Consider the following 17,599-nt stretch of genomic DNA (forward strand, 5'->3'; position numbering starts at 1 on the left):
GGCGGCGTTCCGCCTTTTCCGGCCTGTGCCGATCGTCATTGCGAATGCCTGAAACGTCGGGCGACATCGGGCAACGCTAAATAGAGAATTTTTTCCCACCGCGGTGGGCTGAGGCAGTTTGACCGTTCGCGCCGTAAAGCGTCGGTTCCTGATACGGTTTCAGCACGTCGAGCGCCTGTCGGTTGCGAACAATCTGATCCTCCAGCAGCCAGCCGTTATGCTGGTTCAGGTCGCGCAGATGCTGTGTTTTTTCGGTAATCGCCTGCCAGCGCGCGCTGATATCATCATCGCCGCCATGCCCGGCATTCTGCTCAATGCGTCGCTGCTGTTCAAGGTAGTCAAGGGTCGCCAGCAGAGAACTTTTTTCTTCTGTAATCCGCTGCAGCTGGCTACCGTTAATATGGCCGACGGAAAGCTGTTGTTGTTCGGCATCCATTACCCTTTTCAGGTCATTGAGTACCGCCGTCATGTGGTCAAGTATTTCTGCCAGACGAGTCATACGTTTATTTACTCTGGAGATAGCTCTGCGCCTCGCGGATCAGCGCGTCGGCAATATTGCCAGTGTCCATTTTCAGCTCGCCGTTGCGAATCGCCGTTTTTAACGCTTCAACGCGCTCCATGTTGATATCGCTGGCGCCGGGCTGCATCAGTTTGGCCTGAGCATCGCTTAACGTCACGCTGGTGCTGTTTGCCGTCGAGGTTTTTTCCTGACGGGTCTTTTGTACCGGCGTATCGCTGGTTTCACGCGGTTGCACGGTGCTAACGGGTTTCAATGGTGAGGTACGGTCAATGCTCATTTTATCATCCTCATCGAGGGGCTACGCTGTCGCGGCCAGCTATCATCAAATGTTTCTTCACTATCGGCAGCCGCCACAAAATCTTTAACTGATTACAGATTAATAAGAATATTCCCATCAGGACCAACGGTACCGCTGACGACCTGACCCGATAACATCCTCACGCGCGCATTCTGGGCTACCGCAGCGTTGTTCAGCGCCTGCCCTTCGGCATTAACGCTAAATCCCTCGCCGCTGGCAACCACCAGCACGCGCTGACCGGCCTTGATTCGCCAGGCCTGGCGCAGCATCGTAAGCTGAATCGGTTGTCCAGGCGCGAGATCGCGCAGGCTGACCGCGTCCTGAATCTGATTGATATCCAGCACGGTGCGCGGAGGCAACTGATCCAACCGTCCACGCTTTAACGTGACGCTGGCAGGTCCGAGCTTGCCGCCACGCGCAACGGGCCCCGCGGCGACCACATAGTTTCCCGTCGCCTGCACATTGACTTGCAAATAACGCTTTTCGTTGGCGCAGCGCGTGAGCACGTTAACGTTTCCCCATAGCTTCGCGCTGCCGGTTACGCTAAAGGCGGGGGATTCACAACGTGGCAACAGATTCGGCGCGGTACGAAGTGTCACAACCACCTCATCGCTAAACCCGGCCAGCCGCTGGGTAAACCAGTCAGTCAACTGGGCGTTTAAATCCTGCGCCAGCGTCAGGGGACTGAACAACAGCGCCGCCAGGGCTATTCCACGCTTTAACGTTTGCATTGTCATCTCCCGCTGTTTCAGCAATGACAGGATTCTACCCGTGTGACGCAACCATCAACGCAATAAATAGCGACGCATTTTGCGTTTATTCCGGCGATAACGCGCGCGTAATGGGATTTAAGCTGTCGGCTGAATTTTGTCATCCGCGGGGGAGATATGCTCGATAAGCTCGATGCCGCTTTACGTTTTCAACAGGAAGCGCTGAATCTGCGCGCGCAGCGGCAGGAGGTACTGGCTGCCAATATCGCGAACGCGGACACGCCGGGTTACCAGGCGCGCGATATGGATTTTGCCAGTGAGTTAAAAAAAGTCATGGTGCGGGGAAGGCCGGAAACCAGCGGCATTTCCCTGGCATTGACCTCTGCGCAGCACATTCCCGCCCAGACCTTCTCGTCACCGTCTACGGAATTGCTTTACCGCGTTCCCGACCAGCCGTCGCTGGATGGCAATACCGTTGATATGGACCGCGAGCGCACGCAGTTTGCAGATAACAGCCTGAAATACCAGATGAGCCTGACCGCATTGAGCGGACAGATTAAAGGCATGATGAACGTGCTACAGGGAGGGAACTAATCCGTGGCGCTGCTGAATATTTTTGATATCGCCGGTTCGGCCTTAACGGCGCAATCCCAGCGCCTCAACGTGGCGGCCAGTAATCTGGCGAACGCCGACAGCGTGACGGGACCGGACGGTCAGCCGTATCGCGCGAAGCAGGTGGTTTTTCAGGTGGATGCGGCGCCCGGTGCGCCGACGGGCGGCGTGAAGGTGTCCAACGTGATTGAAAGCCAGGCGCCGGACAAGCTGGTCTATGAGCCGGGTAATCCTCTGGCGGACGCCAATGGCTACGTGAAAATGCCGAACGTGGATGTGGTGGGCGAAATGGTCAACACCATGTCCGCCTCCCGCAGCTATCAGGCAAACGTAGAAGTTCTCAACACCGTTAAAAGCATGATGCTTAAAACGCTGACACTTGGCCAGTAAAGGAGACGGCAATGTCTATCGCGGTAAACGTTAACGATCCGACTAACACCGGTGTGAAGAGTACCGGTAGCGGCAGCTCGCTGACCGGCAGCAACGCTTCCGATCTGCAAAGCAGCTTTCTGACGCTGTTGGTGGCGCAACTGAAAAACCAGGATCCCACCAATCCGATGCAGAACAACGAGCTGACCACTCAGCTTGCGCAGATCAGTACCGTCAGCGGTATCGAAAAGCTTAACACCACGCTGGGCGCTATTTCGGGCCAAATCGATAACAGCCAGTCGCTGCAGGCCAGCGCGCTGATTGGTCACGGGGTGATGATCCCCGGCACCACGATTCTGGCGGGCAAGGGAACGGAAGAGGGCGCGACCACCACGACCACGCCGTTTGGCGTTGAGCTACAGCAGCCCGCCGATAAAGTCACCGCCACGATCACCGATAAAGACGGCAAAGTGGTGCGCACTATTGAGATCGGCGCGCTGAAAGCGGGCGTTCATACCTTTACCTGGGACGGCACACTGACCGACGGCACCACGGCGCCAAACGGTTCGTATAACGTGGCGATCAACGCCAGCAACGGCGCGACGCAACTGGTGGCGCAGCCGTTGCAGTTTGCGCTGGTGCAAGGGGTGATCCGCAGTAACGGCGGCAATACGCTCGATCTCGGCACTTACGGAACCACCACCCTCGACGAAGTACGGCAGATCATTTAAGCCTTCTCACTTATCAGGAGTCAACATGGCCTTTTCACAAGCGGTTAGCGGTCTGAATGCCGCAGCCACCAACCTCGATGTCATTGGTAACAACATCGCTAACTCCGCCACGTACGGTTTTAAATCGGGTACCGCCTCGTTTGCGGATATGTTCGCCGGTTCCAAAGTCGGGCTGGGGGTAAAAGTGGCGGGTATCACCCAGGACTTTACCGACGGCACCACCACCAATACCGGACGCGGCCTTGATGTCGCCATCAGCCAGAACGGTTTTTTCCGTCTGGTGGACAGCAACGGCGCCGTTTTCTACAGCCGCAACGGCCAGTTCAAACTGGACGAAAACCGTAATCTGGTGAATATGCAGGGGATGCAACTGACAGGTTACCCGGCAGCCGGCACGCCGCCGACCATTCAGCAAGGGGCGAACCCGGGGCCGATTACTATCCCGAACACGCTGATGGGCGCGAAAAGTACCGATACCGCGGCGATGCAGATTAACCTTAACTCGTCAGATAAAGTGCCCGCTAACAAGCCGTTTTCACCGACCGATGCTGACAGCTATAACAAGCGCGCTCCGCTGACCGTATTCGACAGCCAGGGCAACCAGCACGACATTAACGTGTTTTACGTGAAAACCGGCGATAACACCTGGGACGTCTGGACTCAGGATTCCAGCGTAGCCAACTCGCCGCTGGTGAAAGCCGCCCAGATGAAGTTCGACGAGAACGGCGCACTGGATAACGTAGAAGAATATACCCCAGACGCTGGCGTACCGGCCCAGGACTGGGTGCTGAGCGGCACGCCGAATGCCACGCCAACCTTCCGGATCACCTCCGGCACGGTTAACGGCGCGGAACCGGCGGAATTCACCTTAAGCCTGCAGAACTCCATGCAGCAGAACACCGGTGCGAACAACGTCATTGCCACCACCCAGAACGGCTACAAGCCGGGGGACCTGGTCAGCTACCAGATTAACGACGACGGTACCGTGGTGGGCAACTACTCCAACGAGCAAAAGCAGGTGCTGGGGCAGATCGTGCTGGCGAACTTCGCCAACAACGAAGGGCTGTCGTCACAGGGCGATAACGTTTGGGCGGCGACCCAGGCATCCGGCGTCGAGCTGCTGGGTACGGCGGGCACGGGTAACTTCGGCAAACTGACCAACGGCGCGCTGGAGTCCTCGAACGTGGATCTCAGTAAAGAACTGGTGAACATGATCGTCGCGCAACGTAACTATCAGTCGAACGCGCAGACCATCAAAACCCAGGATCAGATCCTCAATACGCTGGTTAACCTGCGCTAAGCGCCTGACGGGATAGCTTAATGGATCACGCAATCTATACCGCAATGGGGGCAGCGAGCCAGACCCTGAATCAGCAGGCGGTAACGGCCAGCAACCTGGCAAATGCCTCGACGCCGGGCTTCCGCGCCCAGCTTACCGCACTGCGAGCGGTTCCGGTTGAAGGGCTGTCGCTGCCCACCCGGACGCTGGTAACGGCCTCCACGCCGGGGGCGAACATGACGCCGGGCCAGATGGACTACACCTCGCGTCCGCTGGACGTGGCGCTGCAGCAGGACGGCTGGCTGGCGGTGCAAACCGCCGACGGCGGCGAAGGGTATACCCGCAACGGCAATATTCAGGTGGGCCCCACCGGTCAGTTGACCATTCAGGGGCATCCGGTGATTGGCGAAGCCGGGCCGATAGCGGTGCCTGAAGGGTCGGAGATAACCATTGCCGCCGACGGCACTATCTCGGCGCTGAATCCGGGCGATCCGGCGAACACGGTGGCCCCGGTAGGACGTCTGAAGCTGGTAAAGGCTGAAGGGAATGAAGTACAGCGCGGCGACGACGGAATGTTCCGTCTGACCGCCGCGACTCAGGCCGCCCGTGGTCCGATATTGCAGGCTGACCCGACGATCCGCGTCATGTCAGGGGTACTGGAAGGCAGTAACGTCAATGCGGTGGCCGCGATGAGCGACATGATCGCCAACGCCAGACGTTTTGAAATGCAGATGAAGGTTATCACCAGCGTGGATGACAACGCCGGGCGCGCTAACCAACTGCTGTCGATGAGTTAATACAGGACATTTTATGATCAGTTCATTATGGATCGCCAAAACCGGCCTGGACGCGCAGCAAACCAATATGGATGTGATTGCCAACAACCTGGCAAACGTCAGCACGAATGGTTTTAAACGCCAGCGCGCGGTATTTGAAGATCTGCTCTACCAGACGATTCGCCAGCCTGGCGCACAGTCTTCCGAGCAGACTACCCTGCCTTCGGGCCTGCAAATCGGTACCGGCGTACGACCTGTCGCGACCGAACGCCTGCACAGCCAGGGCAACCTGTCGCAGACTAACAACAGTAAAGATGTGGCGATTAAAGGTCAGGGCTTCTTTCAGGTAATGCTGCCGGACGGCACGTCGGCGTACACCCGCGACGGTTCGTTCCAGGTTGACCAGAATGGTCAACTGGTGACGGCGGGCGGCTTCCAGGTACAACCTGCGATCACCATTCCGGCGAACGCGCTGAGCATTACTATTGGCCGCGACGGCGTTGTCAGCGTGACCCAGCAGGGACAGGCAGCCCCGGTGCAGGTGGGGCAGCTCAACCTGACCACCTTTATGAATGACACCGGCCTGGAGAGTATCGGCGAAAACCTGTACACCGAAACCCAGTCTTCCGGCGCGCCGAATGAGAGCACGCCGGGGCTGAACGGCGCGGGCTTGCTGTATCAGGGCTATGTCGAAACCTCAAACGTTAACGTCGCGGAAGAACTGGTCAACATGATCCAGGTTCAGCGCGCTTACGAAATCAACAGCAAAGCGGTCTCAACGACCGATCAGATGCTGCAAAAACTGACGCAACTCTAAGGTGATGCCCGGTGAGGCGAAAGCCTCCCCGGCACCCGGTTTCAGAAGATAAAGGCAATGCAAAAAAACGCTGCGCACGCTTACCCGATCATGGCCCTGCTGGTGGTTTCGCTGTCAGGATGCGCCTGGATCCCTTCCACGCCGCTGGTACAGGGCGCGACCTCGGCCCAGCCTGTTCCGGGACCGACGCCGGTGGCGAATGGTTCGATTTTTCAGTCCGCGCAGCCCATCAACTATGGCTATCAGCCACTGTTTGAAGACCGTCGCCCGCGCAATATTGGCGACACGCTGACCATCGTATTGCAGGAAAACGTCAGCGCCAGTAAAAGCTCGTCGGCGAACGCCAGCCGCGACGGCAAAACCAACTTTGGTTTTGATACCGTGCCGCGTTATCTGCAAGGACTGTTTGGCAATGCCCGTGCCGACGTAGAAGCGTCCGGCGGTAACACCTTTAACGGTAAAGGGGGGGCAAACGCCAGCAATACCTTCAGCGGCACGCTGACCGTGACCGTCGATCAGGTGCTGGTCAACGGTAATTTACATGTTGTGGGTGAAAAACAGATCGCCATCAATCAGGGGACTGAATTCATCCGCTTCTCCGGCGTGGTTAATCCACGCACCATTAGCGGCAGTAACTCCGTTCCGTCAACCCAGGTGGCGGATGCCCGTATCGAATATGTCGGAAACGGCTATATCAACGAAGCGCAAAATATGGGCTGGCTCCAGCGTTTCTTCCTTAACCTGTCCCCGATGTAAGCGAGGTCTTCCATGTTTAAATCTGTAGTTGGACTGGTCCTGGTTCTCGCCGCCACGCTGGCCCATGCCGATCGTATTCGCGATCTCACCAGCGTACAGGGCGTACGTGAAAACTCGCTCATTGGCTACGGGCTGGTGGTAGGGCTGGACGGTACCGGCGACCAGACCACCCAGACGCCGTTTACCACCCAAACGCTGAACAACATGCTTTCCCAGCTCGGCATCACGGTGCCAACCGGCACCAATATGCAACTGAAAAACGTGGCGGCAGTTATGGTGACCGCCACCTTCCCGGCGTTTGGTCGTCAGGGGCAAACCATCGACGTGGTGGTGTCTTCGCTGGGTAACGCCAAAAGTCTGCGGGGCGGCACGCTACTGATGACCCCCTTAAAAGGGGTCGACAGCCAGGTGTATGCGCTGGCGCAAGGGAACATTCTGGTCGGCGGCGCGGGCGCCTCCGCGGGCGGCAGCAGCGTGCAGGTGAACCAGCTTAACGGCGGGCGCATCACCAACGGGGCGATTATCGAGCGCGAGCTGCCCAGCCAGTTTGGAGCGGGTAATACCCTGAATCTGCAGCTTAATAATGAAGATTTCACCATGGCCCAGCAGATCGCGGACACCATCAACCGCGCCCGTGGCTTTGGCAGCGCCACCGCGCTGGATGCACGAACCATTCAGGTGCGGGTGCCGAGCGGCGGCAGTTCGCAGGTCCGCTTCCTCGCCGATATTCAGAACATGGAAGTCAACGTCACCCCGCAGGACGCGAAGGTGGTGATCAATTCACGTACCGGCTCGGTGGTGATGAATCGTGAAGTGACCCTCGACAGCTGCGCCGTGGCTCAGGGGAATCTCTCTGTAACGGTTAACCGTCAGGCGAACGTCAGCCAGCCGGATACACCGTTCGGCGGCGGGCAAACGGTGGTGACGCCACAGACGCAGATCGACCTGCGCCAGAGCGGCGGCTCGCTGCAAAGCGTGCGGTCCAGCGCCAACCTGAACAACGTGGTGCGGGCGCTCAACGCGCTGGGCGCGACGCCAATGGATCTGATGTCGATCCTCCAGTCGATGCAGAGCGCGGGCTGCCTGCGCGCCAAACTGGAAATTATCTGATGATTAGCGACAGCAAACTGCTGGCCAGCGCCGCCTGGGACGCGCAGTCCCTGAACGATCTGAAGGCCAAAGCGGGCCAGGACCCGGCGGCGAACATGCGTCCGGTGGCGCGTCAGGTGGAGGGGATGTTTGTACAAATGATGCTGAAAAGCATGCGTGAAACGCTGCCGAAGGATGGCCTGTTCAGCAGCGATCAGACGCGTTTGTATACCAGCATGTACGACCAGCAGATCGCCCAACAGATGACTGCCGGTAAAGGGCTGGGTCTGGCGGAAATGATGGTTAAACAGATGACCCAGGGGCAGGCGCAACCGGTGGAAGAGGTGCCGCAGGTACCGATGAAATTCCCGCTGGAAACGGTGACCCGCTATCAACATCAGGCCTTGACCCAACTGGTGAGCAAGGCAATGCCGAAAGCGCCGGTCAGCAGCGACGAACCGCTCTCCGGCGACAGCAAAGATTTTCTGGCGCAGCTTTCGCTGCCGGCGCGACTGGCCAGCGAGCAGAGCGGCGTGCCGCATCATCTGATTCTGGCGCAGGCGGCGCTGGAGTCTGGCTGGGGGCAGCGGCAAATTCGCCGCGAGAACGGCGAGCCGAGCTTCAACCTGTTTGGCGTGAAGGCGTCCGCCAGCTGGAAAGGGCCGGTGACAGAAATCACCACCACCGAATACGAGAATGGCGAAGCGAAAAAGGTGAAGGCGAAGTTTCGCGTTTACAGTTCGTATCTGGAGGCGCTGTCGGATTATGTCGGTCTGCTCACCCGCAATCCGCGCTATGCCGCCGTTACGACGGCCGCCACGGCCGAGCAGGGCGCTCAGGCGCTACAGAAAGCCGGTTATGCGACCGACCCCCACTACGCGCGTAAACTGACCACCATGATCCAACAGCTGAAGTCGATGAGCGAGAAGGTAAGCAACGCCTACAGCGCAAATCTCGACAATCTCTTCTAAATGGCTCAAGTCCCGCGACCTGCTGCCGATAATGGTTTGTAACTGAAGGATTAAAAGGAACCTCCATGTCCAGCTTGATTAATAACGCCATGAGCGGGTTGAATGCAGCCCAGGCGGCGCTGAATACTGCCAGTAATAATATTTCCAGTTATAACGTGGCGGGATATACCCGACAAACCACGATTATGGCGCAGGCCAACAGCACGCTGGGCGCTGGCGGCTGGGTAGGTAACGGCGTGTATGTGTCCGGCGTACAGCGCGAATACGATGCGTTTATTACTAATCAGTTGCGCGCCGCGCAGAACCAGAGCAGTGGCCTGACGACCCGTTACGAGCAGATGTCGAAAATCGATAACCTGCTGGCGAGCAAAACCAGTTCCATTTCGACCTCAATGCAGGACTTTTTCACCAGTCTGCAAACGCTGGTGAGCAACGCCGAAGATCCGGCGGCGCGCCAGACGCTGATTGGCAAGGCGAACGGTCTGGTGAATCAGTTTAAGACCACCGACCAGTACCTGCGCGACCAGGACAAACAGATCAATATTTCGATTACCTCCAGCGTCGATCAGATCAATAACTACAGCAAGCAAATCGCCAGTCTGAACGACCAGATTTCGCGTCTGACCGGCGTGGGCGGCGGGGCATCGCCGAACGATCTGCTGGACCAGCGCGACCAGTTGGTCAGCGAACTGAATAAACTGGTTGGCGTGGAAGTCAGCGTGCAGGACGGCGGCACCTATAACATCACAATGGCGAACGGCTATTCGCTGGTACAGGGCAGTAATGCGCGTCAACTGGCGGCGGTTCCGTCCCATGCCGATCCGTCGCGTATTACCGTGGCGTATGTTGACGAGCAGGCCGGGAATATTGAAATTCCGGAAAAACTGATTTCAACAGGTTCGCTGGGGGGACTGCTCAGCTTCCGTACCGAAGAACTCGACAAGACGCGTAACACGCTGGGACAGCTGGCGCTGGCGTTTGCGGACGCATTTAACCAGCAGCACCGCAAGGGCTATGACGCCAACGGCAATACCAATACGGATTTCTTTACCATCGGCAGCCCGGCAGTACTGAAAAACGACAAGAATACCGGTAGCGCAGCCGTGAGCGCAGCGGTGACCGATGCCTCAGCGGTACAGGCAACCGACTATAAAATGGTCTACGACGGGGCAAAATGGCAAATCACTCGCCTGGCCGATAATACCCGCTTTGAAGCGACCGCCACCAATGGAAAACTGACCTTTGACGGTCTGGAAGTGACGGTGGGAACCGGGGCGAATGCTAACGACAGTTTCACGCTGAAGCCAGTCGGCGACGCCATAATGAATATGAGCGTTAAGGTGACCAATGAATCGCAAATCGCCATGGCGCAAGACGCCACGTCAGGGGCGAGCGATAACCGTAACGGCCAGGCGCTGTTAGATCTGCAAAACGACGGCACCACCGTGGGCGGGTCAAAATCGTTTAACGACGCTTATGCCACCCTGGTGAGCGATGTTGGCAGTAAAACTGCGACGCTGAAAACCAGCAGCACCACTCAGAACGATGTGGTTACGCAGTTGACCCGACAACAGCAATCGATCTCCGGGGTCAACCTTGACGAAGAGTATGGCAACCTGCAGCGCTTTCAGCAGTACTATCTTGCCAATGCCCAGGTGCTGCAAACGGCGAACTCATTGTTTGATGCTCTGTTGAACATCCGCTAAGGGAGAAGGAACTCATGCGTATCAGTACCCAAATGATGTACCAGCAGAACATGCGTGGTATCACCAATGCTCAGGCCGAATGGATGAAATACGGTGAGCAGATGTCGTCGGGGAAGCGGGTTATTAATCCTTCAGATGATCCTATCGCGGCATCCCAGGCCGTGGTGCTTTCACAGGCGCAGGCGCAAAACAGCCAGTTCGCGCTGGCCCGTACTTTTGCCACGCAGAAGGTCTCGCTGGAAGAAAACGTGCTGAATCAGGTGACAACGGCGATTCAGACGGCACAGGAGAAAATTGTCAGTGCGGGAAACGGCACCTTAAGCGACGACGACCGTGCCTCGCTGGCGACCGATCTGCAGGGGATCCGCGATCAGCTGATGAACCTGGCGAACAGCACCGACGGCAATGGTCGCTATATTTTTGCTGGCTATAAAACCGAAACGCCCCCGTTCGCGCAGGCGGACGGGACCTATAACGGCGGTACCGAAAGCATTAAGCAGCAGGTGGACTCGGCGCGCTCGATGGTCATTGGTCATATTGGCAGCGACATCTTCAATTCCATTACCAGCAACGCGGTACCGGAGCCTGACGGTAAACCATCCGAAACGAACCTGTTCAGAATGCTGGACTCAGCCATCGACTCGCTCAATACCGCGGTAGGCGACGATGAAGCGTTGAAAGAGCAAGCTCAGGCGGTGATTGATAAAACCAACCGCGGGCTGAAAAATTCACTGAACAATGTGCTGAGCGTACGGGCGGAGCTGGGTACGCAACTGAGCGAACTCAGTTCTCTCGACACGTTAGGCAGCGACCGCGCGCTGGGACAAAAGCAGCAGATGAGTAATCTGGTCGACGTTGACTGGAACGAGGCGATCTCCTCGTACGTTATGCAACAGGCGGCGCTGCAGGCCTCGTATAAAGCCTTTACAGACATGCAGGGAATGTCGCTGTTTCAGCTCAACCGTTAACCGCACGTTTTGAAACATATCAAGAAACTGGGTATGTTTTGTCTGCCCGCTCCAGTACACCCCGGGGCGGGCATTTTTTTAGCGTTCTGTCTGCGGCTGTGCAGGTTGGCGTTTTGCCGTCATGCGGATAGCCAGCGCAACGGCACCGCATAGCGTTGCCAGCGTCACGACACCTGGCCAGTTTGCCCGCGCGTAAACCTGACTGCCGACCACCGACCCCAGCGCCATACCGATAAACACGACCGTGAACAGCAGGGCGTTGAGGCGACCCCGGGCCTGAGGCTCAAGGCTGTACACCAGATTCTGATGCGCCACCAGGCTTGACTGCAGCCCCAGATCGAACCCGACGGCGCAAAGCGCGATCAGAACCCATTGACCCGGCGCGGACAGGAACGGTAAGGCATACATTACGGCGAAAGAGAGTGTCACCAACAGCGCGCCGAGTTGCGCAACTTTCTCCACGCCCATTTTATCCGCCAGATGGCCTGCCAGCGGGGCCGCCAGCGCGCCTGCTGCGCCGGCGATGCCGAACGCGCCCGCCGCAGCGCTGCCCATCCGGTAGTGTTCCGCCAGCATCACGGCAAGCGTTGACCAGAAGGCGCTAAAGGCGACAGAAAGCGCACCCTGCGCCAGCGCCGCCCGGCGCAGGGTTGGGTAACGCCGCCATAGCTGCGCCATGGTGCCTAACAGCGCCGGATAGTTCAGGGTGGAGTGGGCGGCAAACGGCGGCAGCGCTTTCCATAGCAGCAGACCTGCCAGCGCGATGCTGACCGCGGCAAGCTGATACATCTCACGCCAGCCAAACGCTTCGCCCACCAGGCCGCTGACGGTACGCGACAGCAGGATCCCCAACAACAGGCCGGTCATCACTGTGCCTACGGTCTTTCCCTTTTTCCCTTCCGGCGCCAGGATCGCCGCCGCCGGAACAATATCCTGCGCCATGGTGGCCGCCATGCCAATGAGAAGGCTGACCAGCAGCAGGGAAGAGGCGTATTCGCTCACGCTACAGATCAGTAGCAGCAGGGCAAGGACGACGCTCTTTATCAGAATCAACATCCGGCGGTCAAAACGGTCGCCCAGCGGCAATAAAAACAGAATACCTGACGCGTAACCGGCTTGCGTCAGGGTGGGAACCAACCCCATGCCGGTGATGCTCATGCCAGGATCTTCCCCCATTAACGGCAACAGCGGCTGGGAATAATAAATGGCGGCAACGCTAAATCCGGCGCCCAGCGCCAGTACTAAAATAAGCCAACGGGAAGGTGTGTTCATACTGCTGTCCTCAATGACGGGTGTGAGGCTATTTTTCTCTCATACGCCGTGGTCGGGTAGCAGGCGAAATGGTAAAACAGTTATACGTTTAACGTATGGGAAAAAAGCACATGCTAAAAAATGAACGTATAGACAGGGTGGAGCTGATGCGGACGTTTGTGCGTATTGTCGAAGCCGGATCGCTCTCGGCAGCGGCAAGACAGTTAAATACTACCCAGGCCACTATCAGCCGTCGTTTACAGTCGCTTGAAGCCATGCTGGGCGTCAAACTGTTGTTACGTACCACTCATGCAATGAAGCTGACAGACGACGGCGAGCGCGGTTATCAGCACGCGAAACACATCATTGACGCCTGGCTGGCGCTTGAGGACGGGCTTAACGCGGCGGAAGACGAACCCGTAGGTACGCTGCGGGTACGCGCGCCGCATGCTTTCGGCCAGCAGCAGCTCCTGACGCCGTTACTCCATTTTTTGTCCCGTTACCCGAATCTGTCAGTGGAGTGGATGCTCAACGATAAAACGGTCGACTTCCTGAGCGACAACATTGATTGCGCTATTCGGGTGGGGGCAGAGGTTGATCCGGCCACGGTGTCGGTGTTGCTGGCGGAAGTGCCGCGTAGCGTGGTGGCGACGCCAGAGTTACTGGCGGAATTTGATCCTGTCAGCGAACCGCATCAGTTGTCTGCGCTGCCCTGGATCGCGCTCAACACTTTCTATCAACATAACGTCTCGCTGAGCCATCAGACTAGTCGCCAACCGGTGAGCTTCCCGATTACGCCACGGCTGAGTACTGACAGTATTTACGTCGCACGCAATGCGGCGCTGGCGGGGCTGGGCGTTGCGATTGTCTCCAGCTGGACGGTGGAAGAAGATATCGCCAGCGGGCGTCTGGTTGAACTGGTTGCCGACTGGCAGGCTGCGCCGTTACCGGTACATCTGGTCTATCCGTGGGCGCGTTATTATCCTTCCCGACTGCGCCGTTTCCTGGAATTAATGAAAGAGGTGATGCCAGAACTGGCGGGAATGCGCCAACCGCAGGGGGAATAAAAAAGCCGACCCGGAGGTCGGCTTTCTCAGACAGTCCGCCTGTTATTCGACAGGCTGAGGGCGGGTCGGACCCGCAGACGCGTGATGCGTCGCGCTGTGGCCGCCAGCGGCGCCTTTACCTTCAAAGGCGAAGGCAGGACGCTGCCAGTCGCTGTGGCGCGGTGCTTCCGGCACGTACTCCGGCGCAGGCGCGCGGGTCATCGGTGCGGTAGCGTGGCTGTGCTCAACCGGCGCGACGACAACGGCAGGTTTTTCCTCTTTTGCCGCTTCAACCTGGACGGCAACAGGCGCAGGGGAAACGACCACTTCCACTTCATCCTGTGCTTCAACGTCCTGTTCGTTAACCGGTTCGGCAATGACTTCAGGCTCAACGGCAACCGGTTCCGCCACGGCTTCAGGCTCAACGACCACGACATCGGCGGGTTGTTCTGCGACCGGCGCAGTCTCCTGCGTTTCGGCGACCGGCTCTGCTTCGGCGGCGACGTTTTCAGCAACGGGCGCATCGGCGTCGGCAATGATTTGCGGCTGTTCATCAACCGGGGCGGCAATCACCTCCGGATGCGTCGTTTCCACCGTATCCTGCGGCTGAACAGGCGCGTCGGCAATCGTCTCCGCCATGGCCTGAACCGGCTCAACGGCAGCGGCTACGGCCTGCGCTTCAGTTACCGCTGGCTGCGCCTGAACCTGCCCGAGTTCCTGCTCTTGCTGCTCGATATCCTGAGGACGGGCCACCGGGTAGCGGATCCACACTTTACCGGACGCCATCTCCGGCGATGCGCAGGCAACGGTCAACGGCATGGGTGACTGGAGCGGATAGCGTTCGTCACGGTAGCGACGACGGCGTTGACCGCTTACACGCAGGTGACGTGGAGAACGACGGGAGCGACGCGGCATACCGGCGTTATCACGCGCGTCGCCATTATCTTCCTGCTCCTGAGCAACCTCGGCAACGACCGGCAGCGGGACTTTTGCCAGCTCGGTGCTCTGCGCAGGCGCGGTCTCTGCCACGACCGGCGCGGCAACGGTATCTTCGTTTGCTGCCGTACTTACCGCATCCGCTTCCGTCGCATTGTCGGTGTAACGCACTTTTTGACTCAGCTGGCGTTGTTTACGGCGCGGCTGCGCCTGACGAACACGTTCTTCCTGCTCGGTATCCTGAGTCTGCTGCTCGTCCAGATTCAGCGCTTTCACTTCCTGCTGGGCCTGGCGTTTTTCTTCGCTACGGCGACGATTACGTTCGCGACGCTGCGGCTGTTGCGGCTCATCGCCTGCCTTCGCTTTTTCCGCCACGTCACTGGACTGCTGACGGCTATCGCGTTCGGTATTCTGCTGGGCCTGACGACGATTACGGCGGTTCTCGTCACGGCTTTCACCGTTTTCTGAACGGTCGCCGCGTTCGCTGCGATTATCGCGGTTGTCACGGCGCTCGCTGCGATCGTTACGGTCGCGGCGGTTGTTCTGACGTTTACGACGATCCTGCTGGCGTTCCGGTTTTTCTGCCGCTTTTGGCGCGGGTTGCTCTGCAGGCTTCGCTTCTTCACTGCCGCTGAACAGCGACTTCAGCGCGCCAAAGAAGCGGCTGAGCAGACCCGGTTCTGCAGGCGTAGCCGGTGCGGCTGCGGCTTTCGGCGCGGCAGTTTTGACCACCGGTTCGGCAGCCGCCGGCGCTGGCGCAGGCGGAACATCCGGCATTGCAAAAGTCGCAAGGGCAGGCTGTTCCGGACGTTTACGCTCGGCGTACTCTTCTTCAGACGGCAACGCCATCGCTTCTTCATGCAGTTTTGGCAGCATGTAGCTCAGGGTTGGTGTCTCTTCGCCTTTACGTACGCGCAGTACGGAGTAATGCGGCGTTTCCATCTGATCGTTAGGGACGATCACACAGCGCACACCGTTCTGACGCGTTTCAATCGCGTTAACGGCAGTACGTTTTTCGTTAAGCAGGTAGGACGCAATCGGCACTGGAACAATCGCATGAACTTCCTGAGTGTTCTCTTTCAGCGCTTCTTCTTCGATCAGGCGCAGAATGGACAGCGACAGCGACTCGTTGTCACGAACGGTGCCGGTACCGCTACAGCGCGGACAAACGTGATGGCTGGATTCGCCCAGTGACGGACTCAGGCGCTGACGGGACATTTCCAGCAGGCCAAAGCGCGAAATATGGCTGATCTGAATGCGGGCCCGGTCCTGACGCACCGCTTCACGCAGACGGTTTTCCACCGCGCGCTGGTGGCGAACCGGCGTCATGTCGATGAAGTCGATAACAATCAAGCCGCCAAGATCGCGCAGACGCAACTGGCGAGCGATTTCATCGGCCGCTTCAAGGTTGGTGTTAAACGCGGTTTCTTCGATATCGCCGCCGCGGGTGGCGCGAGCGGAGTTGATGTCGATAGCGGTTAACGCTTCGGTGCTGTCGATTACAATGGAACCGCCGGACGGCAAGCGTACTTCACGCTGGAACGCGGACTCAATTTGCGACTCGATCTGGTAATGGCTGAACAGCGGTATTTCACCGGTGTACAGTTTAATTTTGCTGCTGAAGTCCGGACGACCCAACGCGGCGATATGCTGGCGCGCCAGTTCAAGCACTTTCGGGTTATCGATGAGAATTTCACCGATATCCTGACGCAGGTAGTCGCGAAACGCGCGAACAATCACGTTGCTTTCCTGATGGATCAGGAATGGCGCCGGGCGGCTTTCCGCTGCTTTCTGGATGGCTTCCCAGTGCTTCAGACGGAAGCTTAAGTCCCACTGCAACGCGTCGGCAGACTTGCCGACGCCTGCGGTGCGCACAATAAGCCCCATGCCGTCGGGCAGCTCAAGGCTTGCCAGCGCTTCTTTCAGTTCAGTGCGATCGTCGCCTTCGATACGGCGAGAGATGCCGCCCGCGCGCGGGTTGTTTGGCATCAGCACCAGATAACTACCCGCCAGGCTGATAAAGGTGGTCAGCGCAGCGCCTTTGTTGCCGCGTTCTTCTTTATCAATCTGAACAATGACTTCCTGACCTTCGCGCAACACATCTTTAATGTTGGGACGACCATGCGCGTTGTAACTGGCGGGGAAATATTCGCGGGCAATTTCTTTTAACGGGAGGAAACCGTGACGTTCAGCGCCGTAATCAACAAAAGCCGCTTCCAGACTCGGTTCAATACGGGTAATTTTGCCTTTATAGATGTTCGCTTTTTTCTGCTCGTGTCCAGGACTTTCAATATCCAGATCGTACAGACGCTGCCCATCTACAAGGGCAACACGCAACTCTTCCTGCTGAGTTGCGTTGATTAACATTCTTTTCATCGTAACTTACTCATTATTCTTACATTGACGACTAAGCTGCGGGCAGAGTATCGCCTTTCCGGGTGTGAACCGATGGCCTCGTGTCTATTCGCGTCGCCAACCTCACGGTTATCGTCAGCTCAAAGAGGCGCAGAGTGTCGGTTGCCTGTATTTCATACGGAAACACAGCGCAATTATCAGGGGAACTGCCTGGGTGTTACTCTCCAGAGAAGATCCGATCTACCGGTAAGGACTGCAACCCGCAGCCCGCTAACTGCCTGAAAGATCAATACGTCTTACGCCATTGCTGCGTGGATGATCGTTCGGGCAAAATGGGTCATTCCGTAAAATTGCTTGTTCTAACAAGTTTTGACACGGAAACGGTGACATTATTCCACTGCTAACCTTG

17 protein-coding genes are annotated in these 17,599 nt (G+C 57.8%); 12 read left to right on the forward strand and 5 right to left on the reverse strand.

What is annotated here, in order from left to right; translation table 11 throughout:
- Positions 1-76 precede the first annotated feature (76 nt).
- The 3 genes from flgN to flgA form a co-directional block, all read right to left on the reverse strand.
- On the reverse strand, positions 77-499 hold the full coding sequence (flgN, locus tag OGY07_RS05530) for a flagella biosynthesis chaperone FlgN (protein WP_181823044.1): 423 nt from the start codon (positions 497-499) through the stop codon (positions 77-79).
- A gap of 4 nt (positions 500-503) precedes the next feature.
- Positions 504-797, reverse strand: a complete 294-nt coding sequence (flgM, locus tag OGY07_RS05535) for a flagellar biosynthesis anti-sigma factor FlgM (protein ID WP_042283772.1) — start codon at positions 795-797, stop codon at positions 504-506.
- Between the two features lie 92 nt (positions 798-889).
- Positions 890-1,549, reverse strand: a complete 660-nt coding sequence (gene flgA / locus OGY07_RS05540; protein ID WP_042283769.1) for a flagellar basal body P-ring formation chaperone FlgA — start codon at positions 1,547-1,549, stop codon at positions 890-892.
- A gap of 156 nt (positions 1,550-1,705) precedes the next feature.
- Here flgA and flgB point away from each other — a divergent pair, with 156 nt between their 5' ends.
- From flgB to flgL, 11 genes are all read left to right on the forward strand, one after another.
- Positions 1,706-2,122, forward strand: a complete 417-nt coding sequence (flgB, locus tag OGY07_RS05545; protein WP_042283766.1) for a flagellar basal body rod protein FlgB — start codon at positions 1,706-1,708, stop codon at positions 2,120-2,122.
- Between the two features lie 3 nt (positions 2,123-2,125).
- Positions 2,126-2,530 carry a flagellar basal body rod protein FlgC gene (flgC, locus tag OGY07_RS05550; RefSeq protein ID WP_042283764.1) on the forward strand — a complete coding sequence of 135 codons (405 nt, stop codon included), beginning with the start codon at positions 2,126-2,128 and terminating at the stop codon, positions 2,528-2,530.
- Positions 2,531-2,541: 11 nt separating this feature from the next.
- The gene (flgD, locus tag OGY07_RS05555; RefSeq protein WP_060571351.1) at positions 2,542-3,240 is read left to right on the forward strand and encodes a flagellar hook assembly protein FlgD; all 699 of its coding nucleotides are present in this window, start codon (positions 2,542-2,544) and stop codon (positions 3,238-3,240) included.
- A 25-nt stretch (positions 3,241-3,265) separates the two neighbouring features.
- Complete coding sequence (gene flgE / locus OGY07_RS05560) at positions 3,266-4,540, forward strand: flagellar hook protein FlgE (protein WP_181823047.1); 1,275 nt, start codon at positions 3,266-3,268, stop codon at positions 4,538-4,540.
- Between the two features lie 20 nt (positions 4,541-4,560).
- On the forward strand, positions 4,561-5,316 hold the full coding sequence (locus OGY07_RS05565; protein ID WP_286599188.1) for a flagellar basal body rod protein FlgF: 756 nt from the start codon (positions 4,561-4,563) through the stop codon (positions 5,314-5,316).
- Positions 5,317-5,329: 13 nt separating this feature from the next.
- Complete coding sequence (gene flgG / locus OGY07_RS05570) at positions 5,330-6,112, forward strand: flagellar basal-body rod protein FlgG (RefSeq protein ID WP_042283756.1); 783 nt, start codon at positions 5,330-5,332, stop codon at positions 6,110-6,112.
- 57 nt (positions 6,113-6,169) lie between these two features.
- Positions 6,170-6,868: a flagellar basal body L-ring protein FlgH gene (flgH, locus tag OGY07_RS05575; protein WP_042283754.1), complete on the forward strand. Its 699-nt coding sequence runs from the start codon at positions 6,170-6,172 to the stop codon at positions 6,866-6,868.
- Between the two features lie 12 nt (positions 6,869-6,880).
- Positions 6,881-7,978, forward strand: coding sequence for a flagellar basal body P-ring protein FlgI (locus tag OGY07_RS05580; RefSeq protein WP_042283752.1), 1,098 nt, complete (start codon positions 6,881-6,883; stop codon positions 7,976-7,978).
- Positions 7,978-8,928 (forward strand): flagellar assembly peptidoglycan hydrolase FlgJ, encoded by a 951-nt coding sequence (flgJ, locus tag OGY07_RS05585; RefSeq protein WP_286599193.1) that lies wholly within the window; start codon positions 7,978-7,980, stop codon positions 8,926-8,928. The genes OGY07_RS05580 and flgJ overlap by 1 nt, the downstream gene beginning before the upstream one ends.
- Before the next feature lie 65 nt (positions 8,929-8,993).
- A complete protein-coding gene (flgK, locus tag OGY07_RS05590) occupies positions 8,994-10,634 on the forward strand; it encodes a flagellar hook-associated protein FlgK (RefSeq protein WP_042283749.1) in 1,641 nt (546 codons plus the stop codon).
- Between the two features lie 14 nt (positions 10,635-10,648).
- The gene (gene flgL / locus OGY07_RS05595) at positions 10,649-11,602 is read left to right on the forward strand and encodes a flagellar hook-associated protein FlgL (RefSeq protein ID WP_042283746.1); all 954 of its coding nucleotides are present in this window, start codon (positions 10,649-10,651) and stop codon (positions 11,600-11,602) included.
- 78 nt (positions 11,603-11,680) lie between these two features.
- Here flgL and OGY07_RS05600 read toward each other — a convergent pair whose 3' ends face one another.
- Positions 11,681-12,874, reverse strand: coding sequence for an MFS transporter (locus tag OGY07_RS05600; RefSeq protein WP_286599196.1), 1,194 nt, complete (start codon positions 12,872-12,874; stop codon positions 11,681-11,683).
- A 95-nt stretch (positions 12,875-12,969) separates the two neighbouring features.
- Here OGY07_RS05600 and OGY07_RS05605 point away from each other — a divergent pair, with 95 nt between their 5' ends.
- A complete protein-coding gene (locus tag OGY07_RS05605; RefSeq protein ID WP_286599198.1) occupies positions 12,970-13,920 on the forward strand; it encodes a LysR family transcriptional regulator in 951 nt (316 codons plus the stop codon).
- Positions 13,921-13,962: 42 nt separating this feature from the next.
- Here OGY07_RS05605 and rne read toward each other — a convergent pair whose 3' ends face one another.
- The gene (gene rne / locus OGY07_RS05610; RefSeq protein WP_286599200.1) at positions 13,963-17,211 is read right to left on the reverse strand and encodes a ribonuclease E; all 3,249 of its coding nucleotides are present in this window, start codon (positions 17,209-17,211) and stop codon (positions 13,963-13,965) included.
- Positions 17,212-17,599 lie beyond the last annotated feature (388 nt).

Origin of the sequence: Citrobacter sp. Cs237 (assembly GCF_030332325.1) — a bacterium.
In the GTDB taxonomy this organism is placed as follows: Bacteria; Pseudomonadota; Gammaproteobacteria; order Enterobacterales; family Enterobacteriaceae; genus Citrobacter_A; species Citrobacter_A sedlakii.